Annotated in this window: 1 protein-coding gene (running past one end of the window); it reads right to left on the minus strand. The window is 71.7% G+C overall.

Translation table 11 applies throughout. The features are described from left to right. Positions 1-25,184, minus strand: the final stretch of a protein-coding gene (locus tag ABEB12_RS24910) for a trypsin-like peptidase domain-containing protein (RefSeq protein ID WP_345703120.1). Its footprint extends 60,175 nt past the window's final position; the window shows 25,184 of its 85,359 coding nt (coding positions 60,176-85,359); its start codon lies off the right edge, out of view; its stop codon occupies positions 1-3.

Consider the following 25,184-nt stretch of genomic DNA (forward strand, 5'->3'; position numbering starts at 1 on the left):
TCACCGTCGATCAACCGGACCACCGGCCCGTCCAGGTCGAACGGCAGCTCCCGATCTCCGGCCCCGGCTTCGTCGATCAGCCACCCGCGCAGGGCGCTCTCGAACAGCAAGGCGGCGTCGTCGTCCACGTCCATGTCCATGTCGTCGAGAACCACGAACGCACCGCCAGGGTGCCCGAGGCTGGGCGCGCAGCCGGTTCAGCTCGCGGACCCGGTTACGCCGGTCATCCTCGTGTTCGCGTTCGGAGTACGCGCTAGCCCCGATGTGGAACCACTGTTCGTGTCGTTGAACACCCCGTCCCCACCAGGATCGGACCTGGACGCGCGCGTTCGCCCACCAGTCGGCGGAGGCCCGCTGGACCATCTCGACGGTCTCCCGCACAACTGGCCGCGCCAACGGCGAACCGGGTGCCGGCCGGCGCACCCGGTCCGGGGACAGCATCCAGGCCAACAGCCAACCCAACCCAACCCCGCCGGCCACACTCAACGCCAGCGGCGCCCACCACAGTGCGAGGTCTATGTGGCCCATAGCTAAGCCGAGCAGGCCCGCCGACCAGCTACCCAGCCGATCCGAACCGGCCCGCTGGTCACCGCGGTGGCCGAGTGCGGCGAGGGCTCCCCGGACCACGTCGCGGAACTCGTCGGCGCCTTGTCCGTTTTCGGGGAAGGACCACTCCCTGCTCAGCCGCGCCCTGGCCTGTCCCAGCAACTTGCGCACGGCGCCGACGGTGATGTCGCCGGGTGTGTTCAGGGCGGCCACCAGATCGACAAGGGCTCTCGTTGGCCGGAGACCGTGAGCGCTGCGGTCCGGCTCCAGCCGGCCGGCCGATGCACGCCACGCCTTTAGCCGAGCGGTCAGATTCAGGCGGGACAGTACGAGTAGCTGGCCGCTCACTCGGTTGTAGTTGTAGCCGTTCGTCCGGCGACTGAGTTCAATGGCGGTAATGCCGTCCGGATGGGCGGTGAAGGCGCGCAGGAAACCGAGCGGCGTTCTGTCCGAAACAGCGACCAGCTCGGCGAGCCGAGGGTCGGGCAGGTTCCGCAACGCCGCGACGCCAGCTCGAACGTGGTCAACCGTTGCCGTCCGTTTACGGATCACCCGCGCGAAGTTCTGGACCGCCGCTCGGTAGGTATCGCGCGTCCGCCCCGCCGGGTCGGCCAGATCCGCCAACAGCTCCCGGGTGGACACGGGCACGCGGTACCGGACACCCTCGGGGTCAGCGATCCGGGTGAGCAACCGCAGCTCGGTCAGCTCCTCAAGCCAGGTCGCCGCCCGGCTGCCAGGCTTGAGCAAGACGCCGTTCTTAGTCATCGCGACCCGGTGGAGCAGTGCCCACACCGAGTCGTAATCCACACCAGCCGGGGGCATGGGCAGCTTTGCGCTGACGATCTCGTGCAGCCGCGCCACCAGGTCCGTGAACACGTTTCTCGCGGCACTGCCATGCTGTAGCGCCAGCTCGCGGTCGCGCAGCATCCTGGCAAGCCGCCACAGCTTGTCGTACGTGTCCGGGTTCAGGTGGCTGTCCAACCCGTCCAGCGCTTCCCGCAGTCGTTCGAAGAACCCGGTCGTGTGGTAGCGCTTCGGATGTCCCGCAGCGTTGAGCACATCCAAGTTCTCCAGGACCGAAAGGCGAGTGCCGATACGAGACCTTGGCGGGCTGCCCGGCAGCGCCGCCAGCTCGTCGCCGCTGATGGGCGAGCCGCCCGTGGCGGGGACGCCGTCGAGCATGTGGCCAACCGAACCCTCGGGGGCTAGCTGGAAGCTACCCGGCCGCATGCCGGCGATCCTGCCCATCCTCTTGAGCAGGTACGCGAGGTCAGCCTCCCTGGCGGCCAGGTGCTGCTTGCTGACCGGTCCCATCAACCGCGCGGCGAACGCCCAGATCACCGCCAGGTCCTCGTCCCGATAACCGAGGGGATCATCGAGCGTGTGCAACAACGCCGGGACGTGCTCCGCGAGCTGGTAGCGGCCGGCGCTCGACCACAGCAGTCCCAACCGGGCCAACGCCGGCAGCCATTCCCGAATCGCATACGCGTTGAGTCCAGGTATCAGCCGTGCCAGCTCCCAGATTGTGAACCCGTCCGGGTGGTCAGGTTCTGGACAGTCGATCAGGAACTCCAAGAGCGCGCGAACGGAGTTCTCCGGCACCAGGTCCACCAGCCCGTCGGTTAGTCCCACCACCTCGCGCACCGCGGCGGCGACCGGGTGCGCGGGCGGCTTCCTCGGCGCGAACTCCGCGTCCGGCGAGCCTTCGGCCGGCGCGGTAGTGACCAGCCAACGGCCGAACATCGACCGCTGATCGGTGGACAGCTCGGCGTTGTGCAGGAAGTCGTGCACTGTGATCTGGGTGTCGGTCCGGGCCAGCCCGATGAGCCCGGCGAAGGTGACCAGCTGGGCGGTATCGGGTACCAGCCCCAAGCACCGGGCACGTTCGACGCCGGTCGGAGTGCCCGTGGCGACATGTCGCGCGATGGCGAGCAGGTCGGCGACCGTGTCGAACGGCGCGGCGGCGAGGGTGCGGTCGATCCAGTCCAGCTGGTCAGCGAGCTGGTCGCGCAGCCGCTGGTTGGGCAGCGGGGCGAGCAGCACAGCCCGCTGCTCGGCGAGTTCGGTGAGCTGTTCGATCAGCTCCGCCAGTGGGGGTAGCACGTCCGGACCGCCGGCGGCGAGCCGGCGCAGAGCGTCGACCAGGTGGCCGGCATATAGCAGGGTCGGGGTGAAGTCGATGTCGTAGAGGTCTCCGCCGCCGGTGCGGACCAGGTTTGGCGGGGTGAGCGCATCGTCCCCGCCGTAGAGCACCCGGGCGGCCTGGTTGTCCGTCGCGCGCAGGTCGGCCTCCGTAGGTGGAGCACCCTCCACCCACTGCGCCCGCTCCACCACCTGGCCGACGTTCGCCCAGCTCCAATCGTCCGGGTGAGTCACGTCCTCGGTGACGATGGCCAGCTCGGACGGCGCGGCCAGGTGTCCAGGCACCCTCGGCTGGTTGGCCGCCACCACCGCGGCGATCGCTTCGAGCGGCGAGCTGAGCCAGTGCTTGAGCACCACGGTCTCGCCGGTGCCGGCACGGGCACTAGCCACCCGGGGCCGGGTTCCGCCGACCTTGCGGTGACCCCTCGGGGTCAGCCCGTGCACCTGTCCCAACCGGGCCAGCTTCAGCCCGAGCCCTCGGGTGCCCAGTGGCACGGCGTTGACCAGGCGGGCCAGCACTGCCTGGTCAGGTAGGGGCATCTTCGCCACCCGGTGCTCCGGGCGTTTCGGATACAGGATGCGGACCAGCTCGCGCTCGGCGAGCAGGGCCCGCTCGGCCACCCTCAGCGTGACCAGTTCGGCGGCCACCACCGGGTCGACAAACACCGACAGCACCCCGTCGGCGTCCGGCGCCACGTACATCACGAGCCGCACGTCCGGGGCGCCAGCGACCCGGGCCGGGAACTCGCGCAGCTCCGGCATCAGGTAGTACCGGACCCCGTGCTCGGCCCAGCGGCCGCGCGGGTCACTGCGCCGGTACAGCGGGTGGTCCGGGAGCAGCCGCTCGGCCTGGTCCAACCGCTGGGCGATCGCGGCCCGGATCGCGCGCTTCCCGGTCAGGAACGACACCGGTTGGCCGCTGGAAGCCCGCGCGGCGACCGCGCCGCCGGCCGGCGGCACGTTGCGCGGTGGACGGTGTTGCGCGTTGGTGAGCACTGATCCGAGGCTGTGCCGGGACCACCCTGCCCAGGCCATGGCGCCGAACCAGAGGCTCATCACGGACACGGAGACGACCCGCACCAGCGGGCCAAACCAGCCACCGATGGGGAGTGCCCAGAAGATCCAGACGACTGCGATCGCGTTCCGCTCAATGTTGCCGAGCTCAGCGTCCCGCTTCGACAGGTGTGCCCGGACCGTCCAAGCGGCGAGACCGGTCAGCACCACCGGGAGCACCTGCCCGACCGTGCGGCCAAGCTCCGGCAACGCCGGCGCGGCACCGGCCAGGGTGCCGGCGTACGCGAACACTCCCCCACCCAGCACCACCAGCAACATCGGGACGGCCACGATCAGGAAGAGCGCGGCGAAGAGCGGCCCGGCGTGCCGCGACCGCTGGTCCCGACGCACCACGCGCCGCTGGGTGTCGCGGGCCGAGGCGCGGCCGGGCAACCGCGAGGGCAACCGGCCACGCACCCAGGCCAGCAGGCTGGCGATCGAGGCACGCGAACCGAAGACGTCCAGCAGACGGCCCAGGAGCCCGATCCCGTGTAGGAGCTGACTGGGCACCAGCACGGCCACGCTGGCCACACCGGTGCGCCCGGCCATGATCGCCGCCCGGCCGAACGCCACGGTCAGCACGCAGCCAACCACCGCAGCGCCAACCACCGCGGCGCCGACCACCGCGCCCACCCGGACGGCGCTCGCAAACCATCGCTTGCTGTTCGTGGAGTCCCTGCTCGCCTGCTGGTCTGACTCGTCCTGGCCAACCAGCGACGGGGTGGCCTGCTCCGCCGTCTCTTGGGCCGCCGGTTCCGCCGGAGAGCCCCTGGCGGGACGGCCGTCCCGCTCCGGCGAGCGGGCGCGGACCAACAGCCAACCCGCCACGGCGAGCACGCCCAGCCCGATCCACCACGTGACGTGCACGTCACCCATGGCCAGGCCGATCAGGCCTGTCGACAGTGTGCTCGACCGACTCGGACCGTCTCCGCGACCGGAGCGGCGCTCGAGGGCGGCGCGTGCGGTCCGGACTACGCCCTCGAAGTCCCGGGCGCCGATACCGTAGGCGGAGAACGACCACCCGCTGCTCAGCCGGGCTCTGGCCTGGCCAAGCACCCGCCGAGCCGCGCGATCGCCAATGGACGACGGGTCGTCCAACGCAGCCACAAGCTGGACGAGTTGCTGGGAGGGTCGGTAGAGGTGGGCGTTCTTGTCGCCGTGTTGCTTCCGCGCATCCTTCTGCCGGGTGGCCAGCTCCAGATGCCACAGCTCGATCAGCTGGCCGCCTATCACGTAGTCGCCATAACCGTTCGGCTCACCGCGAAGGCTTCCCAGGGTGACACCGACCGTGCTGCTCGTGATGCTCCGCAGGAAACTCAGCGGCGCCTTCGCCGGCACGGCCACCAACTCGTCGAGCCGGGGATCGGGCGGGTGCCGCAGCGCGAAGACCCCCGCTATGAGCTGTTGAGCCGTTGGCACATGGTTGATCACCCGCGCGAACCGCTCAACCGCGTTCCGGTACTCGCCACTGGTTCGGTACGCCGCGCCGGCGAGATCGCGCAACAACTCCACGGTGGACACCGTGGCGCGGTAATGGATTCTCTCGATACCGACGGTCCCGGTGAGCAACCGCAGCTTGACCAGCGTGTCGAGCACCATCGCGACTCCGCTGTCAGGCCTGGCAACGGCACCTTCCTTGGCCGTCGCGACACGGTGCAGCAACGCCCATACCGAGCGGCCGGCCACGGACGGTCGGAGTGCCGGCCGATACTTCATGTTGAAAACTTTCGCCAGGCCGGTGACCAGGGCTACGAACTCGTCCGTCGGTCGCTGCCCACCCACCAGGGCCAGCGTTCCCTCGCGCAGCATCCCGGCGAATCGCCACAGCAGGTCGAAGGTGTCCGGGTTCAGGTGGTCGTGCAGGCCATCCAGGGCGGCCAACAGCCGTTCCAGGAACTCGGTCCTGGTGTAGCGCTCCGGTCGGCCGGGGGCGGTCTCGAGCAGGCCCAGCTTGACCAGGATCGGGACCCGGGAGTTGACCCGGCCCATCGGTGTGTGACCGGGAAGCCCGGCCAGCTCAGCGCGGGTCATGCCAGTGGCACGCGCGCTGGGGATCACGTCAACCATGTGGCCGAGCGAACCCTCGGGAGCCAGCCGGAAGGTCTCGACCAGCGGGCCGTTGGGAATCCGGGCGATCCGCTTGAGGAGATCACTGAGATCCCGCTCCGCGGCGGCCAAGCGTTCCCTGACGACCGTCTCCATCAGCCGAGCACCGAACGCCCACAGCGCCGCGCGGTTCTGCCCCCGGTAACCCTCCGGATCGTCGACGATGGTCAGCAGCTTCCGCACGTGGTTCGGCAGCCAGTAGCGGCCGGCGTTCGACCACAACAGACCCAACCGGGCCAGCGCGGGCAGCCACGCCTGAATCGCCTGCTCACCAAGCGCCGGCAGGAGCCGCGCAAGCTTCTTGGCGGTCAGCCCTTCACTGTGATCAACGAACGCCTCCAGCAACGCCCGGACCGAGTCCTCCGCTACCAAGTCCGGCGTCACCGGCTCGTCATGCAGTCCCAGCACCTGGCGGACCGCGGCCCTGATCTCGGGAATCGGCAGCTTGGCGGGCGCAAACGGCGCATCCGGCGCCAACCACTGCCGCACCAGCTCCAACGCAGCCAGAGGACGATCCGCCGGGTAGGTGCTCGCGTCGGTCAGGTAGCCCAGCAACTCGGGCAGGTGCTTCCAGGCCCGGTAACGGAACTGCGCGCCGCCGGTCGACAGGGGCTCCATCGCACGGACGACCAGCCCCACCCTGCGCAACACCACCAGGCGGTTGTCGACCGAGAGCGGATCGAGGCCCGGGAACAGCCCGGTCAGCTCCGGCAGGAGAACCCCATCCTCCGCCGCGAGCACCTTCCGCAGGATCGGCAGGAGCCGGCCGGGCACCACGACGGCCATGCCTGCCATGCCGGCCACGCTCGCCGCTACCGGGGAGAGCGCGAGGAATGCGCCAACGCTCGCGCCTGCCGCCAGATAGAAGATCAACCGAGCGGCCGGCTGGAGCCGCGCGCGGTTGGACAGCATGCCGACAGGCAGGTTTCGGGCGCGCAGCCACAGAACCAACAGCGACGTTGCCGCCCCGGCCAGCACAATACCGAGCGCGCCGACCACCGCCACCGGTGCGATCCACCGCGCCAGGTCCGCGTGGCCCACAGCCAGGCCGAGCAGGCCCGCCGACCAGGTAGCGCGAACGCTCTGTGGCGCACGCCCGAGGACCTCCGCGAGCTCGGCGGTGGTCGCCGACCCCTGCCGGCCGCCCCGCGAGACGAGCGCGAGCACGGTGCGCGGCGGCTGCCGCCGGGTACTCTCCGGCGGCAGCAGGTAAGCCGCCGTATCGGGCACCCTGCGTAGCCCGTGCCGCCCCGCGAAGGACCAGTCTGTGATCTCGTAATTCTCGGTCAGGAACTCGGCCCCGCCCAGCTGCAGCCTGACCATCGGCGCGGTGGTCGTACCGCCGACGCGGGTGTACCGGAAGATCATCCCGGCCACGCCGGGGTGGATCGACAGGAACCGGGCCCGTGCTACCGCGAGCTCGGGCTCGCTCGCGGTGCCAGTCAGCCGCGCCACCGCATCGCGCAGCCGGTTGACCAGGTCGACCATCTCGGCGTCGTGCTCGAGGCCGGTGTGGTCGTCGCCGAGCAGGTGCCGGTCTCGCTCGTGCCGCAGAAAGTCAATCCACCAGGCCAGGAACGACGGGTCGAGCTCGATCAGCGCGTTCACCAGCGTCGCGACGTGCGCCGGCACCAGGATCACGCCCGCTGGTTTCCAGCCGTACCCGATCAGCTTCCCGTCCAGGGGCGCTTGATCAGTCACCCTGACCAGCGCCACGAGCTCGGCGAGCAGTTCGGCCAGCTCCGGCGGAGCTCGCGCCAGCTGCCAGAACATCTCGCCATCGAGCTCGACCGCCTCGCTGACCAGGGAATTCATCTGGGGTTCCAGCAGTGCCCGCGCTTGCGCGGTGGGCATGTCCGCAACCACTGGACCACCCGACCTGAGACCGAGGGCAGGCAGCACCGCGTGGACCACCTCGTGGACGTTGTCGGCGTTCTCCGAGTAGAGGGTGAACACCCCCTTGTTGCTGAGCCGTGCCCTGGCCTGCCCGATCAGCCGCCGGACCACGTTATCGGTGATCCCGGTGGGATCGCGCAGCGCGGCGGCGAACTCGATGGCCTCCGGCGTGGGCGTGTAGAGCAGGGCGCTGGGGTGACCGGATGGCCGGGTGTCCTTGTCGCGGTTGGCCAGCTCCAGCTGCCAAAGGATGAGCAGCTGCCCACCCACCGTGGCTTTGCCGTAGCCGCCGGGCAGCCGCCGTCGCATCTCCTTGCCCGTGATGCCGTTCACGCTGGCGGCGAGGACAAGCAAGAAGGTCAGCGGCGTCTTCGCCGATGGGTTCACCAGCTCGGTGAGCCTCGGGTCGGCCGGGTTGCGCAACGCCGCGACGCCGTCGGCGAGCTCGGCGAGGCTCGTCGACCGGCGGAAACTCTCGACGAACCGCTCAACCTCCGCCCGGTAGGCGCCGTGGGGGACCCGGGCCGGGTCGGCGAGGTCGCCCAGCAGCTCCCGGGCAGACGCAGTTGCGTGGTAACGGCCGCCCCTTCGGGTGACCAGCCCCAGCTCGGTCAGCGGCTCGAGCCACTCCGCGTCGGCGCCGCCCCCGGCCGCTACGCCACCCTCCACCGAGGCGACGACCCACAACAGCAACCACACCGAGTCGCGAGCCACGCCGGTGGGGCGCGGGGGGAGCTCGGCGTCCAGGATCCCGCGCAGCTGGAGAACGAGGTCGACGAACGCCTCCGTCACGCCTTCGCCGGAGACCAGCGTCAGATCGATGTCGTGCAGCATCCGGACGAGCCGCCACAGCTTGCCGTAGGTGTGCGGGTTGAGGTGGTTGTGCAGACCGTCCAGCGCGTCCAGCAACCGCTGCCCGGCGCTGCTTCTGGTGTAGAGCTTCGGGCTTCTGCTGTCACCGGCCCGGACGGCGTCAACCAGACTCACCCGGGTCAGTACCGGCAGGCGGTGGTGGGTCCTGTCCCGTGGTGCGGCCCCCGGAAGCGCCGCCAGACCATCGCGGGACAGGCCCTCGGCGCCCCCGCCCGGGAGCGCGTAGAGCAGGTGGCCCACCGAGGCGGCGGGAGCCAGCCGGGCAATACCCGCCAGTGGACCGTCAGCAATCTTGCCGATCCGCCGGAGCAGGTAGTCGAGGTCCTGATCGGCCGCCGCCGGGGTGTCCCGGACGGCCGGATTCATAATTGCCGCGGCGAATGCCCACAGCGCCGCGAGGTCCTGGCCTCGGAAGTCGACTGGGTCGTCAGCTATGTCCAGGAGGGCCTGGCCGTACGCCGATACCCGGTAGCGATAGCCGCTTGCCCACACCAGGCCCAGCCGGGTCAGCCGCGCCATCCACTCCGCGACCGCCTGCGGGGTGAGCCCGGCGAGCTCGGCCAACTCAGTGGTGGCCATCTCGTCAACGTGGTCGGCGAGATCCTCCAGCACAGCCCGGACCGAGTTCCGCGGCACCAGCGTCAGCGGTGCCGGCGACTCGTCGGCCTGCCCCAGCGCAGCGCGGACCGCGGCGGCGATCCGCCGCGCCGACTGCTCGCCCGGAGTGAACTCCGCGTCCGGCGCCGCCCACCGCAGCAACACATCGAGCGCCCACCGCGGCCGCTCGTCCGGGTAGCTGCCCGGATCGCTCAGGTAGCCCCAGAGCTCGGGCAGCCGTTCGGAAGCGTGGTAGCGGGTGAGCCAGGGGCCGCTCGGCCTGTTCTCGGCCGGCAGTTGCTCGACCGTGCGGACAACCAGCCCCGCCCGGCGCAGGAACAGCACCCGGGCAACGATCGAGTCGAGGCTCAGTTCGGGGAACCTCTCGGCCAGCTCATGCCGGCCGATCCCGCCGTCCGCCGCCCGCACCGCCTGCATGATCGGCAGCAGCCGGCTGGGCAGCGCCGCGACCATGGCCGAGCCGGCCGCGCCAGCCACCCAGCCCAGACCCGAGACCAGATACGGAGCAGCCAGGGCGCCGAGTACGGCCCCGGCGGTCGCGGCGAGAAGGAGCCGAGCCGCCAGGCGCAGGCGCGAGCCGTGCGGCAGGAAGGGCACACCGAGGTTGACCATCCCGACGATCACCGTGGCTACGATCGCGTGCCCGAGCACCACCGGCCCCAGCAGCGCGGCCAACACAGCGGCCAGCACCGCACCGACGCCGGCGGCGATCCACAGGATCCACAGCGACCGGGTGCCGAGCGCCGGGCGGTTCGGGTAGGCGTCGGCGGTCCGGATACCCAGCTCCGCCCGGCCCGCCGCATTGGCGGGGTCCAGGGTGGGCAGGCCCGGACCGTGCAAGATCCAGGAGGACTCGAGCAGGCCGAGCCGATCGCGGTGGCCGCGCTCGGCGGCGACGACGACGGTGCGGGCCTGTTCGCGGACGGCACCGGTCAGTTCGGGGTGCGCGGTGGCGGCGCGCAGCTCGGCGATCGCCTCGGCCAGCTTGGCGAGCGTGCTGAGGGCATGGATGTAGTGGTAAGCGGTGCGCGGGTAACCCGCCGGAGGATTCAGGTACCGGGCGGTTGCCTGGTCGGCCTCGGTCAGCCGGGTGGTCACTAGGCCGATCAGCCGATCCACGGCTTGGTTCGCGCGCATCCGGGCGGAACCACGGACGAGCAGGTAGGCGAGGTAGGCTGCCAGAGCGTAGAGGCCCACCACCATGGCGACGAGGACGGCCACGCCGATCGCCGACACAACCCCATCGGTACCGGCGGCCACCGGGCCGACCCAGCTCGAGGTATCACCATGCCCGGCCGCGAGACCGAGCAAGCCGGTGGACAGCATGCCCAACCGCTGCTCGCCCCGGTGCGCGGCGGAGTCGGCGCCCAGGCCGTCGGTCGGGGCGAAGACCACCGCTGTGGCGTGGTCCCCGCCGCCCCGGGCCTTGGCCAGGGCGACGATGACCCGGGCGGCGGCCATCGGATCGGCGGCGCTGGTGATCACCTGGTGGAGTTCCTGCGGGGAGAGGTAGTGGGTGACCCCATCGGTGACGGCGAGCAGCCGCTCCCCGTCGGCCAGGTCAAAAGTGACCGCAGTGAGCTCGTCGGCGGCCAGCGGGAAGCCCATCAGGTCCTCGGGGGCGTTCAGTTGGCCGTCGATGTGCACCGGTTGGTTGACCGGCTCGGTGCCGTGCTGAGTGACGCGGTACAGCACGCTGTCGCCGAAGGGCACGACGGTGGCTCGCCATCCGCCATGATCGCGCGGGGTGATCAGCACCGACAGATAGGTGGTGGCCGGGCTGAGCCCCTCGGTGACCGGCGTGGTGGCCATCGTGGCTCGGTTCGCCTCGTGCGCGGCGTACTCGGCGAGCCACTCCGGGTCCTGCCACGCGGCGGTGGGTTCGCCGAGATGGACGGCGGTACCGGTCTCGGCGGCGTTGTGCGCCGCCTCCCGGGGCGCGCTGGTGGCGCCGGCGCCGTCGGCGAGCGTTCCGGCGAACACTCCGCCGGGCCGCCAGCCCAGGACCGCCGCGTCGTGGTTGACGCCCTTGGCCGGGTTGCGGCTGACTTTGTGCGCCTTGTCGCTGACCACTGCGCCCAGCCAGCCGTCACCGATCACGGTGAACTCCACCCGGCCCGGATCCGGCGCGTCCCAGGTGCTGGTCAGCGGGGCGTACACGGTCCCGCCATTGGACAGCCGCACCGGCAGCACCCCAGGCTCCGGCGCGGCGTCGAGCAGCTGGAATCGGCCCAGCTCCGGCTGCGCCAGCCGCAGCTGCAGCAGGCCGCTCACGCCACCGGGCACGTCCCCGAACAGCGCGACCGGCCGCTCCCCGACCACCCGGACCAGCAGCTCGCCGTCGGTGGTCCACTCCACCCGGTCGACCCGGCCCTGCGCCAGCACGTCGAGCAGCCACCGAGTTCGGCCCGCCTGATCCAGCGCCGCCGGCAGGTGGGGCTTGGCCGCCTCGGTGATCGCCTCGAAGTAGGTACCGTCGATCGCCACCACGGCATCGGAGGCGGTGGCGGCGGTCAGCACGGAGCCCAGGTGTGCGGCCGCCGTGTCGAAACCGGCTTGTGGCAGCGGGTTCGGCCGCACGGCCCGGTCCGGGTCAGCCGCGCGCAGCACATCCAGCAGCCGGGTCGCGGCCGCCAGCCGCTCGGTCAGCGGCCCGGCCAGATCCGCCGGCAGCCCGGCCCGCTCCAGCTCCGCCAGGCTCAGCGCGGCCAGGTCCAGTTCGGCGCGGGCCAACGCGTCGGCGGCTTGCACGAGCCGCCCGGCAGCGGCCGCCCGGCCGTGCGGGTGCGCGGCGAGCCGCCGGACCTCCCCCAGCCGTCCCTCGGCCAACAGCAGCTCGGTCGCCGCCCGCACCACCGCGACCAGCAGCGCGGCGTGCAGATCATGGTCGGCGCCGGTCCACCGTTGCCCGATGTGGCGCAGTTCATGCCCGGCGTATGCCCACCACCACCGCGCGTCCAGCAGGCCGGCGCGGGTGAGCTCCATGAGTAGCGCCCAGGTCCGGTCGAACGCCACGATCTCCGTGCCCTCGGCGGTCATCCGGCCATAGCCCAGCAGCCGCTGCGGCAGGTCCCGCAACCGCCGAGGCAACACTGGACCCGCGCCCTCGGCCCGGAGCAACCGGACCCTCGGCCCGTCCAGCCCGAACGGCAACCGCTGGAACCCGGGCAGCCCGGCCCGCTCGATCAGCTCGCGCAGCACATCCTCGAACAGCGCCCGCTGATCGTCGTCCATCCCACCGCTGGACAGATCCCCACCCGTGCCCGGCTCGGCAAGATAGCGGACGCGACGGAACACCACCCGCGCGAAGCGGCCGTACGCCACGAGAGGTTCCGATTGGGTTTCTAGGAGGGCGCTGTCAGTGTCGGGCCAGCCGTCCCGACCCGCGTAGATCACCACCTCACGCGGCCCCCCGGCCTCCCGCAACGTGATGAGGAAGTCGTCGCTCACCCGGAGTTCCTTAGGTGCGCCCGCCGCTTCACCTGTCTTCAGGCCAGCGAAACCATGGATCGCCTCCGGCGTCATCGCGGTTCGCGCGCCGAGCAGGTAGCCGTTCTCGACCCGGTGCCGGGCGTGGGCCTTCGGCCGACCGGTGCCCCGGTGCCTACGCAATTCGCCGCGCAGGGCGCCAGCGTGTCGTTCCCGGACCCTCGTGTCGGTGGGACCACGCACTCGGTGGATGACCTCGTAGTCGACCAGGATGCGCAGCGGCTCCGGGGGCAGCCGGGTGAGTGCGGTATTGGGCAGGTACACCACCCCGCGCACGGTGTACGCGGCGACCTTGTAAGCGGTGCGGGCGCCGACCCGGCCGGCCAGCTCCTCGACGTCGAACGACACGACCCGCACGCCGGCCGGTGCGCCGGTCCGGTCGGCGTCCAGCGGGGTCAGCGCCAGGTTGGGCAACTCCCGCGCAAGCTGAGGTTCCTCGTCGTCCGGGTCCAGCGGGTCCGTTTCGGGGAACAGCTCCAGGGCACCGTTCGAGCCGATCGGCCCGAGCAGCTCGGTGAAGATGTCTTCACGCTCGAGCAGCTCGCGCGGCCTCGGCCAGCCGTCGAGCAGCTCGGCGACGGCCTGGGCGGCGACGTCGGTGGGCTCGCTGTCCAGCCTGTCCAGCAGCTCGTAGCCCCGGTCGGTGAGCGTGATCTGGTACTGGCGGCCAGAGGCCCCGCCTCCTTCGAAATGTACGAGTCCTAGGACGGCGAGTGCGTCGAGCCGTTCGCGCAGGCTCTTGGTGACCCGCTGCACCGCCGTAGCCAACGCGCCGAGACTGACCGGTTTGGTAGCGTCCGCCAGCACCCGCAGCACACTCTCAAGGTCGGCGCGCTCCGTTTTGACCGAGCCGGACTTGGTGGGTCGACTCAACGCCGCCCACAACACAGCCCAGTCGGCGTCGGCGCGGGCCGGCCAATCCGGCCACCGAGCGAGCAGCCGGGCTAGACCGTTGAACCCGGGCTCGCCCAGCCTGGCCATCAGTTGCCTCGGCCGGTTGGCCAGGCGGTATCGCCCGCCCTGGTACCCCGCCCAGCCCTCGTCCACCAGAACCCGCAGTACCGCCTCGACGCTCTCCACGTCGCGGCCCAGCCGGTCGGCCAGGTGGTCGAGCGGTACGCCAGCGGTGAGCAGCTCGAACAGCCGTCCCAGACCGGACGTCGGCTCCTCCGGTCGAGCTACCGAAGACAGCTCGAACGGCCGGGCGGCTAGCAACGCGGCCAGGCGCGACAGCGTGTCGTACGCCCCGAACTCCGGCCTCCGCGCGAGCGCGTTGTGGGCCAGCAGCACGGCGTCGTGCAGGGTGAAGTCCTGCACCATCGCCCGCTCGCGGGGCAGCCGCCGCAATGCCTGGCCGAATGCGGTCAGCTCGTAGCCGTTGTTCTGGTCACCGACGATGACCTCCCAGCCGGCCAGCAGGTGAAGCGAGTCCCGGACGGCCACCGGGTCGACCCGATCCCCCTCCCGGCTGAGCGCCTTCGCCACCCGAGCTGGAGTGCGGAAGACGTGCACCGCGGCGATCAGGGCGCGCAGGCTGTAAGAGGCGACGGGGCGCGACACGTCATAGCCACCTCCGCGCCCGAGCATCAACGGCACCGCCGTGACGAACACCACGGTGAGCCCCACGACCGGCACCGTCCGGCCAAGCCAGCCGGCGATCCGCCGCCAGAACGGTCCGGCCCGCGACTCGGCTCGCATCGACCCGTCGTCGTCCGGCGTGGTCGCCGTCCCGCCGGGCTGGCCTGCCGCAGGTGACGCGGCGGCTCCGCCCGTCCCGCCCGCGTCGTCACCGTCGGTGTCGCGCCTATTCTCGATCACCACGCCGGAGGGCGCTCGGCCGCCCAGCGCGCGCAGTACGGCCACCGCATCGGCGATCAGTTCCAGCTGGGCGGCCAGATCTTCGGCCGCGTCGATCCGGTCCGGGACGTCGAAGGACAGGTCGAACACCGCTTCCTGGCCGGCGGTGTGTGCACCGGTCTCGATGAGCGCGGTGAGCAGTTCGCGCCAGGCCGCCAGGAAATGCTCCCGCCCAGCCCCCGCTGCCCACAGCCAGTCGAGCGAATCCCCATGGGCACGCAACTCCTCGGCGACGCCGTCGCGATCCAAGTAATGGCGGTCGAACCAGTCCGCCGGCGGGGTAGCGCCGGGTCCGAACCGGTCCTGCATGTCGAACAGCAGCCGTAGCTGGTCGATGAGCAGCAGAGTGGTGGCCGACTCGGGCACCCGGGCCAGCACGGCGAGCGCCGCCCGGATTCGGGTCCAGAACTCACCGTCATCAGGGAAGTACGCCTCGGCCCACCGGATCCGCAACCGGTGCAGCCACTCGATCAGGGTCTCCTGGGCCGCCTCCGCGCCCGGTGCCCCGTTGATCCGGTGGTGCACCTCGTATTGCTGGGCGGTGGTCCAGAACGCCCGCAGGTCTTCCAGTACTCCGGCGAAGTCGCGGATCCCCTGGGCGGCGATGAACTCGAACAGGTCCTCGGCCTCCCGCAGCATCCACTGCGACACCCCGATCATGTCCCTCGGCGCGCCGTCCGCCGCAGTCCAGGTGTAGAGGACCAGCCCACTCACCGGTGCGCCGAACTCGCCGTCGGCCAACCCGCTCAGCAACCGGTCCGAGATCAGCCACATCCGCCGGTCGGTGAGCCCCAGCTCGGCCCGCCAGCGCTCGGGTAGCGCGAGCACCTCGTTGTGCTCCAGTGCCCAGGCGAACATCCGCTGAACCGCGAGGTCCTCCTCCGGCTCCAGGAGCCGCTCGGACAACGCACCGGAGGCGCCCGCGTCGCCACTGTCGACCCTCAGGGTGTGCGGCAGCGCGAGCACGCCATCGGCGGTGCGCAGGAAGCGGTGGCCGTCCGGGGTGAGGGTGACCGGGCCGACCGAGCCGGCCGGGTCCCAGGCGGTGCGGTACTGGCGGAAGACATCTCGCACGTCCGGGTGGGTGAGCGTGCGCGCCGGGACCAGTTCGGCCAGGCCGGCCTCGGCACGGAACACCACGGTGTAGCCGAGCAGCCGGTCGTCCGGGCTCCAAGCACCCAGCCACACCACCCTCGGGTGGGTGAGCAGTGCCACCGCCGCCTCGTCCAGCGTGCCCCCAAGGTGCCGGCGCAGCAGGTCGATCCGGACCACCAGGTCGCGCAGCTCAGCGACCCGCACCGGCAGGCCGTTCACCTCGAACTTCTGGTCCGGCGGTGGCGCCCGGGCACCCGGCCGGCCAGTGGCGCCGGCGGTGGCGTCGACGGCCAGGTCACGGTCGCGGAAGGTGCGCAATGCGGACTCGTAACCGGCCAGCGGCGCGGCCAGCCCCGGGTGGGTCGGGCGGTCCCGGACCAGCACCGAGCTGAGGTCGGCGTCGACCAGCGTGCCCTCGGTCAGGCCCAGCGCGCGGTGCACCACGTTGTGCAGGGTGTCGACGGCCGCGTCCAGCTCGGGCGCGGCGAGCTCGCCCAGCGTCGGCACCCGCATGGGCAGCAGCGTCAGTTCGGCGATCGCCACTTCGGCGCGACGGTTGGTGCGCAGCGCCGGTTCCACCCGGACCGTGGCGCTGGCCAGCCGGATCCAGGCGTCCGTCACCGCCTGTTCGGCGGGTGGCAGCGCGTCCAGCAGCCGGTGCAGCTGGAACCGGTAGGCCGCGAGCGTCGGGTCCACCCACAGCGTGATCAGGTCGACCAGTTGGTCGGTCGGCACGGCGTCGAAGGGCAGGGCCAGCCCCAGCTCGGCGAGCATGCTCAGTGCCAGCTCCCGGTGCGCCTCCCGGTGGTCGTCCGCGACCGGTTCGGCGAGTGCGACCGCGAGCCCGCGCAGCAGCGCCAGCCGCTGTTCCGAGCCGGCATCGCCGAGGTCGTTGATGGCGGCGGTTGCGGCACCCCAGTACCGGGCATCGTGGGCGCCGAACCGGGTCCAGGCACCGGCCAGCAGCATGGCCCGCATTCGCGGCCAGACGGCGGCCGGCCACTGCGTCCGCTTGGTCCACGGCGCGCCGTCTCGGGCCAGGTCGGTCAGGTCACGCAGGCCGGCGGGCAGTTCGCGCACCCGGTAGCCGATGGCGTCGGCCAGCCGGTACGCCAGCACGGCCCGATCGGTGGCCCGGTCGCCGCCCGTGTCCCGCGCGTCCCACACCCGCGCGGCCAGCTGTTCGTCGGTGAGCCGGCCCAGCTCCGCCGAGGACCGCCCGACCAGCCCGGACTCCTCGTCCAACCAGATCATCAGCTCCGTCGCCTGCTCGTGCGCCCAGTCCTTGGCCGGCCCGTCGGCCAGCTCGGCGAACCCGTCGACCTCGCCGTCCCGCGCCCCGGCTTCGACCAGGCGGTGCACGTACCCCAACGCCGCCGCCAGCGCCGGATCCCCGGCGAATGCCCGCTCGGCGGCCGGGTAGCCGTCCTCGCCGGCAATCCGGTCGAACACCGCGAGGGCGATGTCGTAGCCGTAGGCCCAGCGCCGCCCGTCCGGGTAGTCGATGTCGGTGGTGGCCCTGCCGTGCCCCTCGGCGATCGCCGCCGCCGGCTCGTCCAGCCCGATGGTCCACGCCGCCTGGGCGGTCAGCGCGGCCCAGTGCCGGCTGGTCGGCATCAGCGCGATCAGCGAAGCCAGCTCGTCCGCCGAGTCGCCCCGTTGCTTCCGCCAGGCCTTCAGCAGCACCGGTGCCGCGTCGACCAGCGTGCGGTAGTCCAGCAGGTCCCGGTAGGCCGCGACGGCGTCGTCCAGCAGTCCCAGCTGGGTCAGCGTGGTGAGCAGCCGCACCCTGGCCTGCTGCTCGACCCGGCGCGCGGCCTCGTTCTGCAGGCCCCAGTGCGCGGTGTCCAGCTCGCGCAGCAGCGCCTCCAGCGCGCCGAACAGGTAGCCGAGCTCGACACGCTCGCCCGGCCGCACCGGCCCCCAGTATTGGCGCAGCTCGCGGCGCAGCGCGCCAGCGTGCCGTTCGCGGTCCGCCTTGTCGGTCGGACCGTTCACCCGGTGGATCACCTCGTAGTCGACCAGCGCGCGCAGCAGCATCGGCGGCAACCGGGTGACCGCGGTCCTGGGCAGGTACACCACGCGGTCCACGGTGTACGCGGCGATCTTGCCGGTGGTGCGGGCACCGACCAGCCCGGCCAGCTCGTCCTCCCAGTAGGCCACCACCCGCACGCCTTCCGGCGCACCGGTCCGCTCGGCGCCCAGCGGCGTCAGATGTTGCAGCTCGGGCAGTCTCCGGTTCAGCCGCCGCTTCTCGTTGCGGCGCAGTCGATCGGTGCTCGGGTGCAGCTCGAAGGCACCGTTCATGCCCGGACCGGCATCGCCCAGCGAGCGCACGGTGGCCGTGGCGGCGGCCAGCAGGCTCAACCGGGTGACCACGTGTCGGACCTCGGTCACGTCGCGCGTCAGCCTGGTGAGCAGGTCGAAGATCAAGTCGAAGTGGCGGTACCCGTCTGGCGCACGGGTGGTTTCGATCAGCGCGGTGACCAGGTCTCGCCAACCGGCAAGGAACCGGTCGTGCTCCGTCGGGTCGCGCGTCACCGGTTCGAGCAGCTCCTCGAGCACGTTCAGGTAGGACCGCAGCTCGGGCTCGGCGCTCGGCCGGCCCAGGTACGAGGCGTCGAACCAGGCCGCCGGCTGTGTTCCCGTCGGGCGCCCAGTTTGGCGCCCGACCCAGCGCGCCGGCTTCGCCGGCGCGTCGCCGAGCAAAGCGGTCACCGCCGCCGGGGTGGCCCCGAACGGCGCGTCGAGCGCGGCCGGGCCGAACCGGTCGAGCAGGTCGAACGCCATCGTGAGCTGCCGGCGGTGCAGCATGTCTGCCAGCGGTTCGGGGATGCGGGCCAGCGTGGCGAGCGCGCCGCCGATCTCTCCGGCGAACCCTTCGCCGGGTGCGGTCCGCCCGTCGAACAGTGCCTGACCCCGGTGGATGAACTCCAGCTCCGGACGCGCCCCCGGCATCCAGACCACCGCGTCCGGGTCGGCCAGCGGCAGGCCCGGCCGGGGTTGTGCATACCACTCGAGCTGAGCCAGCACCACCGGTTCGGGGTGGTAGTAGAGGTAGCCGGGCAGCTCGGGTGCCTTGGCGGTGGGGCCGCCGTGCCGGTCCTTCGCCAGCGACCGGTGCAGCGAGTCGGTGTACACCGAGCGCAGCACGTCCGGCAGGTAGTGCCGCTGCGCCTCGGTCAGCGTCGGGAACCGCTCGGTGATGTGCCGGACCAGCAGCATCGTGCTGAAGCCCTGCGCGAACCGCTCGGTTTCCACCTCCTCGGCGCTGGCCAACCCGCCCAACGGGATGGCCAGCTGGACGGACAGCCCGGCGGCGAAGGCACGGTGGGCCAGCAGATCCACATCCTTGGTCCGCACGTCCGCGACGGAGTACTGCAACAGATGGCCCACCTCGTGTCCCAACAGCCAGCGCACCGCCAGCTCGCGCGCCGTCGGGTAGCCGATGGGGTGGCCGAGCAGCCGGAATGCCTCCATCACCCGGTGGGCGACCACCTCCACCTGCGTCCGGGAGATCCACAGCGACGCGTCGGGACCGATCGCGGCACCCTGCGGCGAGTACCGCGCGAAGCTGCTGGCCCCGCCCGCCCAATAGGTGCGCGCCGGTATGCCGGCCAGCAGGGTGCGCAGCGCCTCACGGGTGCGCCGGTCCAGCGGCAGGGTGTCGGGCAGGTCGGCAAACTCCCGCAGCACCGCCAGGACCTGACTGCCCAGGTCGCGGTCCGCGACGATCCGCTCGGCGCCGTCCTCCTCCGGCAGGATCCACGGCTCCCGCTTGCGGGCGGTCGGAGCCGGGCCACCGACCGGCTCGGCCGGCACGTACCAGACCGTCGAGCCCTCGTCCCCGAGCCGCAGCCCCGGGTGACGCTCGATCGCCTCCCGCAGCAGCGCGTCGGCCTCCTCGGTGCCGTCCAGCGCGGCGACCAGCTCGGCCAGCGGGCGGGCCTGGTCCGGCCTGGGCAGCAGGTGGTGGACCAGCAGCGTGCCCACCTCGAACGCCAGTCGCAGCTCGGCATCGGCCGGGTGGCGCTCGTCCACCTCCGCCTGGAACCGGGCCACCGCGACCGCCGCCGCCAGCGCCACATCGTCGGCCACTGCCGGGCCGCCGCCCAGCACGATCGCCACGATCTCGTCGACGTCCTCGGCGTGGGTGAGGCCGAAGCGGTTGCGGGCGTGCTCGTTGCCGTCCCGGTGGAAGAACTCCTCGTGCTCCAGCAGCCGCCACCACATGCCGGTCTGGCGCACCCGCTCGGCCATCGGCGCGAACACCACGATCAGATCGCGTTCGGCCCAGTAAAACCCGATCATCCGGTCGGGCAGGTCGTCCAGCTCCGCGCCGGCGAGCAGCGATCGGACCTCACCGGTCAGCGGCAGCTCCAGCACCCCCGGTGGTGCCCTGGGCTGGCGCGGGTCTCCGGCGCGCCGGTGCAGCCGCCCGTGCGGTTCCAGCGCCGGCATCAGCGCCCCGAACCGCCGCCGTTCGCCCTTCCGCTCGTTCGCGATCACCCCGCCGGAATGCGGCGCGTCGTCCAGCATGCGCACGGCGGCGGCCGCGTAGCCGATCAGGTCGAGTTGGCCGGCCGGGTCCGGGGTGTCCTCCAGGTGGGCGGACAGCCGATCGAGCACCCGGCCCACCGCGCTCGGCGCGGTGTGGGTCTCGAGCAGCGCGCTGATCAGCTCGCGCCAGCCGGCCAGATACCGCTCCTGCTCCGCCTCGGTCCGCATACCGGGGCGACGCAGCCGGTCGAGCCGCTCCCGGTGGGCATCCAGGTCCGGGTGGTCCAGGAAGTGCTCGTCGAACCACGGCGGCGACCGGGCGCCGTCACCGAGCAGCTCGGCCACCCGGGCCGGGGTGGCGTGGTCGAACCGGTCGAGCAGCGCGAACACGGCCTCGAACTGTGCCACGGGCAGCCAGCTGAACAGGGTCTTCTCACGGACCGAGGCCAGGCCGGCGAGCGCGCCGCGCACCCGCGCCCAGAACTCGGCGTCCGGCTCGGCACGCGGGTCGGCGAGCACCGCGCGGGCCCAGTGCACCAACTCCAGCTCGGGCCGGACGCCGGGTATGCCGGCGATAACGCTCGGGGAAGCCAGCTCGGGCAGGACGGTGAACGCCGGGGTCTCCCGCATCAGCCACTCGAAGACGGCCAGCACCACCGGTTCCGAGTGGAAGTAGAGATAGCCGGGCAGGGAGGCAACATCCGGGGTCGGCGCGCCGTGCCGGTCCCTGGCGAAGTCCCGGTGCGTCATGTCGGTGACCGTGGAGCGCAACACCTCGGGCAGGTGGCGCCGCTGGGTCTCGCTCAGCGTCGGGTAGTTGTCGGTGACGTGCCGGACCAGCAGCGTGATGGCCACGCCGTGCGCCATCCGCTCCTCCTCCACCGCCAGCGGGTGGCCCCGCTCGCCCAGCGGGATGCCCAGCACAACCGACAGCCCGGCCGCGAGGGTGTCGATGGCCAGCTGCACCCGCAGCTTGCTGCCCCGGCCGGTCGCGTAGGCCTGTTGCAGCACGTGGGTCAGCTCGTGCCACAGCAGGAACCGCAGCCCCAGGTCCTCGGCCTGCTCGTCGGTGATCGGGTGGCCGAGCCGGTGGAACACCTCCTTTACCCGGGCCGCATAGGTTTCCAACTGGGTCGGGGAGATCCACAACCGCAGCTCGGGCAGGCCGCCGTCGAGCTCGCCGACCGTCTCCAGCGAGCTGGGGCCGGTCTCCGCCCAGAACATCCGGGTCATCAGCGTGTCGGACAGGGCGTCCAATGTCTCCCAGGTGCGCTGGTCCAGCGGCAGCGCGGTAGCCACCAGACTGGGGAACTCCCGGACCAATGCGTGGATCCGGCCGCCGAGACCGTCGTCGTCGAGGATCGGGTCGGCATCCTCGGCGGTCGGCCGGGGCTCGCTCGGCTCGCCGGCCTGCGGTTCCTCGCCGCCCACCGGCTCGGCCGGCACGTACCACAGCGTGGTGTCGTCCAGCGACGTCCGCAGCCCCGGGTACACCCCGACCGCCCGGGCCACCAGGTCCGCCGTCTCCGCCGAGCCACCCAGCTCGTCGAGCAGCTCGGCCAGCGGGCGGGCCTGGTCCGGCTGCCCGGCCAGGTGGTCGGCCAGTAGCTCGCCCACCCGGTACTCCAGCTTCAGCTCGGCGTCGGCCTCCGGCGAGCCGTCCATCAGACGGTCGAACAGGGCGTCCTCGAAGCGCCCGGCCAGTTCGCCCTCCATCGGTTCGAGGAAGCCGAGGCGGCGCAGCTCACGGGTCAGCGGCAGGTAGTCGTGTCGCTGGCTGACCCAGCGCGCGAAGCTGGCCCAGTCCAGCGGGTTCGCCGGGTCGCTGGTGTACTCCACCGACGCCGCGCCGAACGCCAGCGCAGCCTGGACCTGTTGCGGGTCCAGCGAGCTGGCGAAGATGCGCAGCTCGAAGGTGCTCTCGTTCTGAGTGTTGATCACACGGTCGCGGCCGCGCCTGATGCCCGGCTCCCCCCGCGCGTAGGCCGGGATCATGTCCCGGTCCTGCTGGTGGAACTGGGTGAACATCGACCTCCGCCGGGCCAGGGTGGTCATCTCCGCGCTGTTGTCGTAGATCAGCCTCATCCAGCGCTCGATGTGCTCCGACGGGCCGAAGCCGGCCCTGCTGAGGTGGATGTGCAGGCCGAGGTCGTCCCCAACGCTGGCGCCGGTGGCCTCGAGCGCGGGCAGCAGCGCCCACGGGAACTTGGCCATCGCCCACCGGTAGCTCATCGGATGGGTGACCAGTTCGAAGCCCATCCGGATCGACCCGTCGCGCTTGAGATAGCCCAGTCCACCCAGCGCATCCAGCACATCCAGCGCGAGCTCGACTGCCACGGCGTACTGAGGGGTGCTGACCTCCAGCTCGAGGCCCTCGAACAGCGGGCCCTCGCCGTGGAACACCGGCTCCGGCTTGTAGTCGTCGTGTTGAACGAGACCGGTGATCTCGCGCCAATTCGCGGGTACGTCGGCGGCGGGTGCACGCGGTGGCTGGTTCTTGGCCGTTCCGCGCATGGCCAGCCAAGCGAGCCCGCCGAGCACGATCGCCGCCCCGGCGGTGAGCGTCGCCGCGAGCACCCAGTCCTGTTGGAAGAAATGGATGGACGATTTCTCCGGCGTGACCGGTGCATCGGTGCCGGCCGACGCGTATGAGGGCAGGGCGGCCACGACGGCCAGCGCCACCGCGCCAGCACCGGCGGCCGTCAACCGACGCGTCCAGCTCCAGCCGGCGGTGAGCCAATCCCGGAACCGCTGCCACCACGACGGGACATGCGCCGACGTGCTGGACGTGCCGCCACCGGTCGTGGGGCCACCGGGGCCACGCAGCCGCGCCAGCTCCCTGGTGAGCGGGGCGTAGTCGGGCCGGCCGCCGGCCCAGCGCGCGAAGGCGGACCAGTCCAGTGCGTCCTCGCCGGTGTGCTGGCGTGTGTACTCCACCGAGGCGGCCGCGAACGCCAGCGCCGCCATGACCTGCGCCGGATCCAGCGTGCTGGCGAACACCCACAGCTCGAACGTGTCCTTGTGGTGGTTGCTGATCGCCGCGTTGGCGTCGGTCTTCAACGCGCCCGTGGCGTACCGCTCGAGCTGTGCCCTGTCCTCGTCGGTGAACTTGGCGAAGCCCGACGTCCGGCGGGCCAGGGCGGTCACCTGGTCGCTGTTGTCGTAGATCAACCGCATCCAGCACACTCGGTGCGCCACGGAGTCGAATCCGGCCCGGCTGAGGTGGATGTGCAGGCCGGCCGCGTTGGCGGTGGCGCCCTTGCGCTCAAGCTGGGCGAGTAGCGACCACGGGAAGTTGGCGGTCGCGTAGGGGTAGCCCATCGGGTGGGTGACGATCTCGAAGCCGTGCGCGATCGAGGTGTCGTTCTTCAGGTAACCCAGTCCACCCAGCCGCCGCGCCGCAAGCTCGGCGGCGTCCTCCAACCGCAGCGTGCGGAATCGGAGCTCCAGCCCCAGGCCGAGATACAGCGGGCCCTCGCCGTGGAACACCGGGTTCGGCCGGTATCCGCTGGCGTGGATGACCTCGGGCCGTTCCGACCAGAACCGCAGCCACGCGCTCTGCAGCACGTACAGCACCCGCATCAGCCAGGCCGGCGGGCCGTGCCGCCAGATCGCGTAGGTCAGTACGGCGAGCGTGATCCCGGCGACCCAGAAGAAGACGCTGTGGGCGGTAAACAGATCACGAGCCGAGGCGAGCGGGCCGTCTTGGGCGAGTGCGAGTCCGGTCAGGCCGGCGCCGATCGACGCGTGCCGCTGGTTCCCGTCGGGCCGGTCGGTGTCGGCCAGCCGCACTGCGCCGTCCACCAGCTCGAACCGGCTGCGGTACCACCGGATGACGCGGTTCAGCTCGCCGGCTTCGACGTCGAACAGCGCCTGGACCAGGCCCAGCTCGGCCGCGCGGCCCGGGTCCAGGCTCAGCAGGGTGGTAAGCCGGTCGGCCAGCGACTTCGCGGACGGGTCGAGGCCGTGGTAGCGGCCGTGCAGCCGTTCCCGGAGCGCGTCGACTCGCTCGTCCGTCTCGCCGGCGTCGTTCAACATCCGCGCCGCGACCCGCAGCTCGGCGAGCTGCCCGAGAATCCGGCGCATATCGTCCAGCCGCTGCTCATTGGTGAGCCGATCGGTGGTTCCGACCTCGCGTATCGGCCGGGCCACGAGCCGGGCCAACCGGTCGATCCGGCTGGCGGCGTCGAGCGGCCGGGTCGCCGGGTCCCCCGGTGTTTCGAGCGCCTGGACGAGGTTCGACCAGCGGGCCGACCGCCGGCGGGCTATCTCGGCCACCGACGTGAAGACGGCCAGGATCACCTCGGTGGCCGCCTCGTCCCGGCCCGGGGCGAACAGCTCGAAGTGGACCACCTCGAGCTCATCGGCCAGCGACGTCGCCGACCACCACAGCTCCCGCATCCTGGCGAGCAGTTCTACGCGCCGATCGGGACCAAAAGCCTCCGCCCGGTACGCGGCTGTGCGCACGTCGTCCAGGTCCATCCGCCGGACAAGGGCCAACGCCTCGGCGACGACCTCCAGCTGTGGCCCGGACAGGCCACCGGCGGCGTTCCCCAGCAGGGCACGCTCCGCCTCGTGGTCCTGCACCGCCCAGTCGTGCACCAGCATGTCGATCCCGGGTCGGACCGAGCGCGGCGGGAGCGAGTCGACCATTCGCTGTGGCACGTCGAACAGGCCGGCGAATAACCGGTCCGGGTTGGCGACCAGCGAGACCAGTCGGTCGAGCTCGGGTTGCGAGTTGCCGGTCGGCAGCTTCGACGCTGCTTGCACCGGCAGCGCTTCCGTTGTCGGCCCGGCGATGGCCTCGCCCTCCGGCTCCTCTTCCGGTCCCGGGCCGCGCAGGTGGAGCTTCGTGCCGTCGCGCAGCCGGAAACGGTGGCGGTGCTCCGGCGCCTCGACCAGGGCACGCAGCTCTTCCTCGGGCACACCGAGCAGCCAGGCGGCCCGGCGCAGCGTCGTCGCGCGGCCCGGGATCACGTCCCGCAGCGTCTCCAGCCGGGTGAGCAGCG

The sequence above is a fragment of the Actinospineispora eucalypti genome, from assembly GCF_039543365.1.
GTDB classification, from domain to species: domain Bacteria; phylum Actinomycetota; class Actinomycetes; order Mycobacteriales; family Pseudonocardiaceae; genus Pseudonocardia; species Pseudonocardia eucalypti.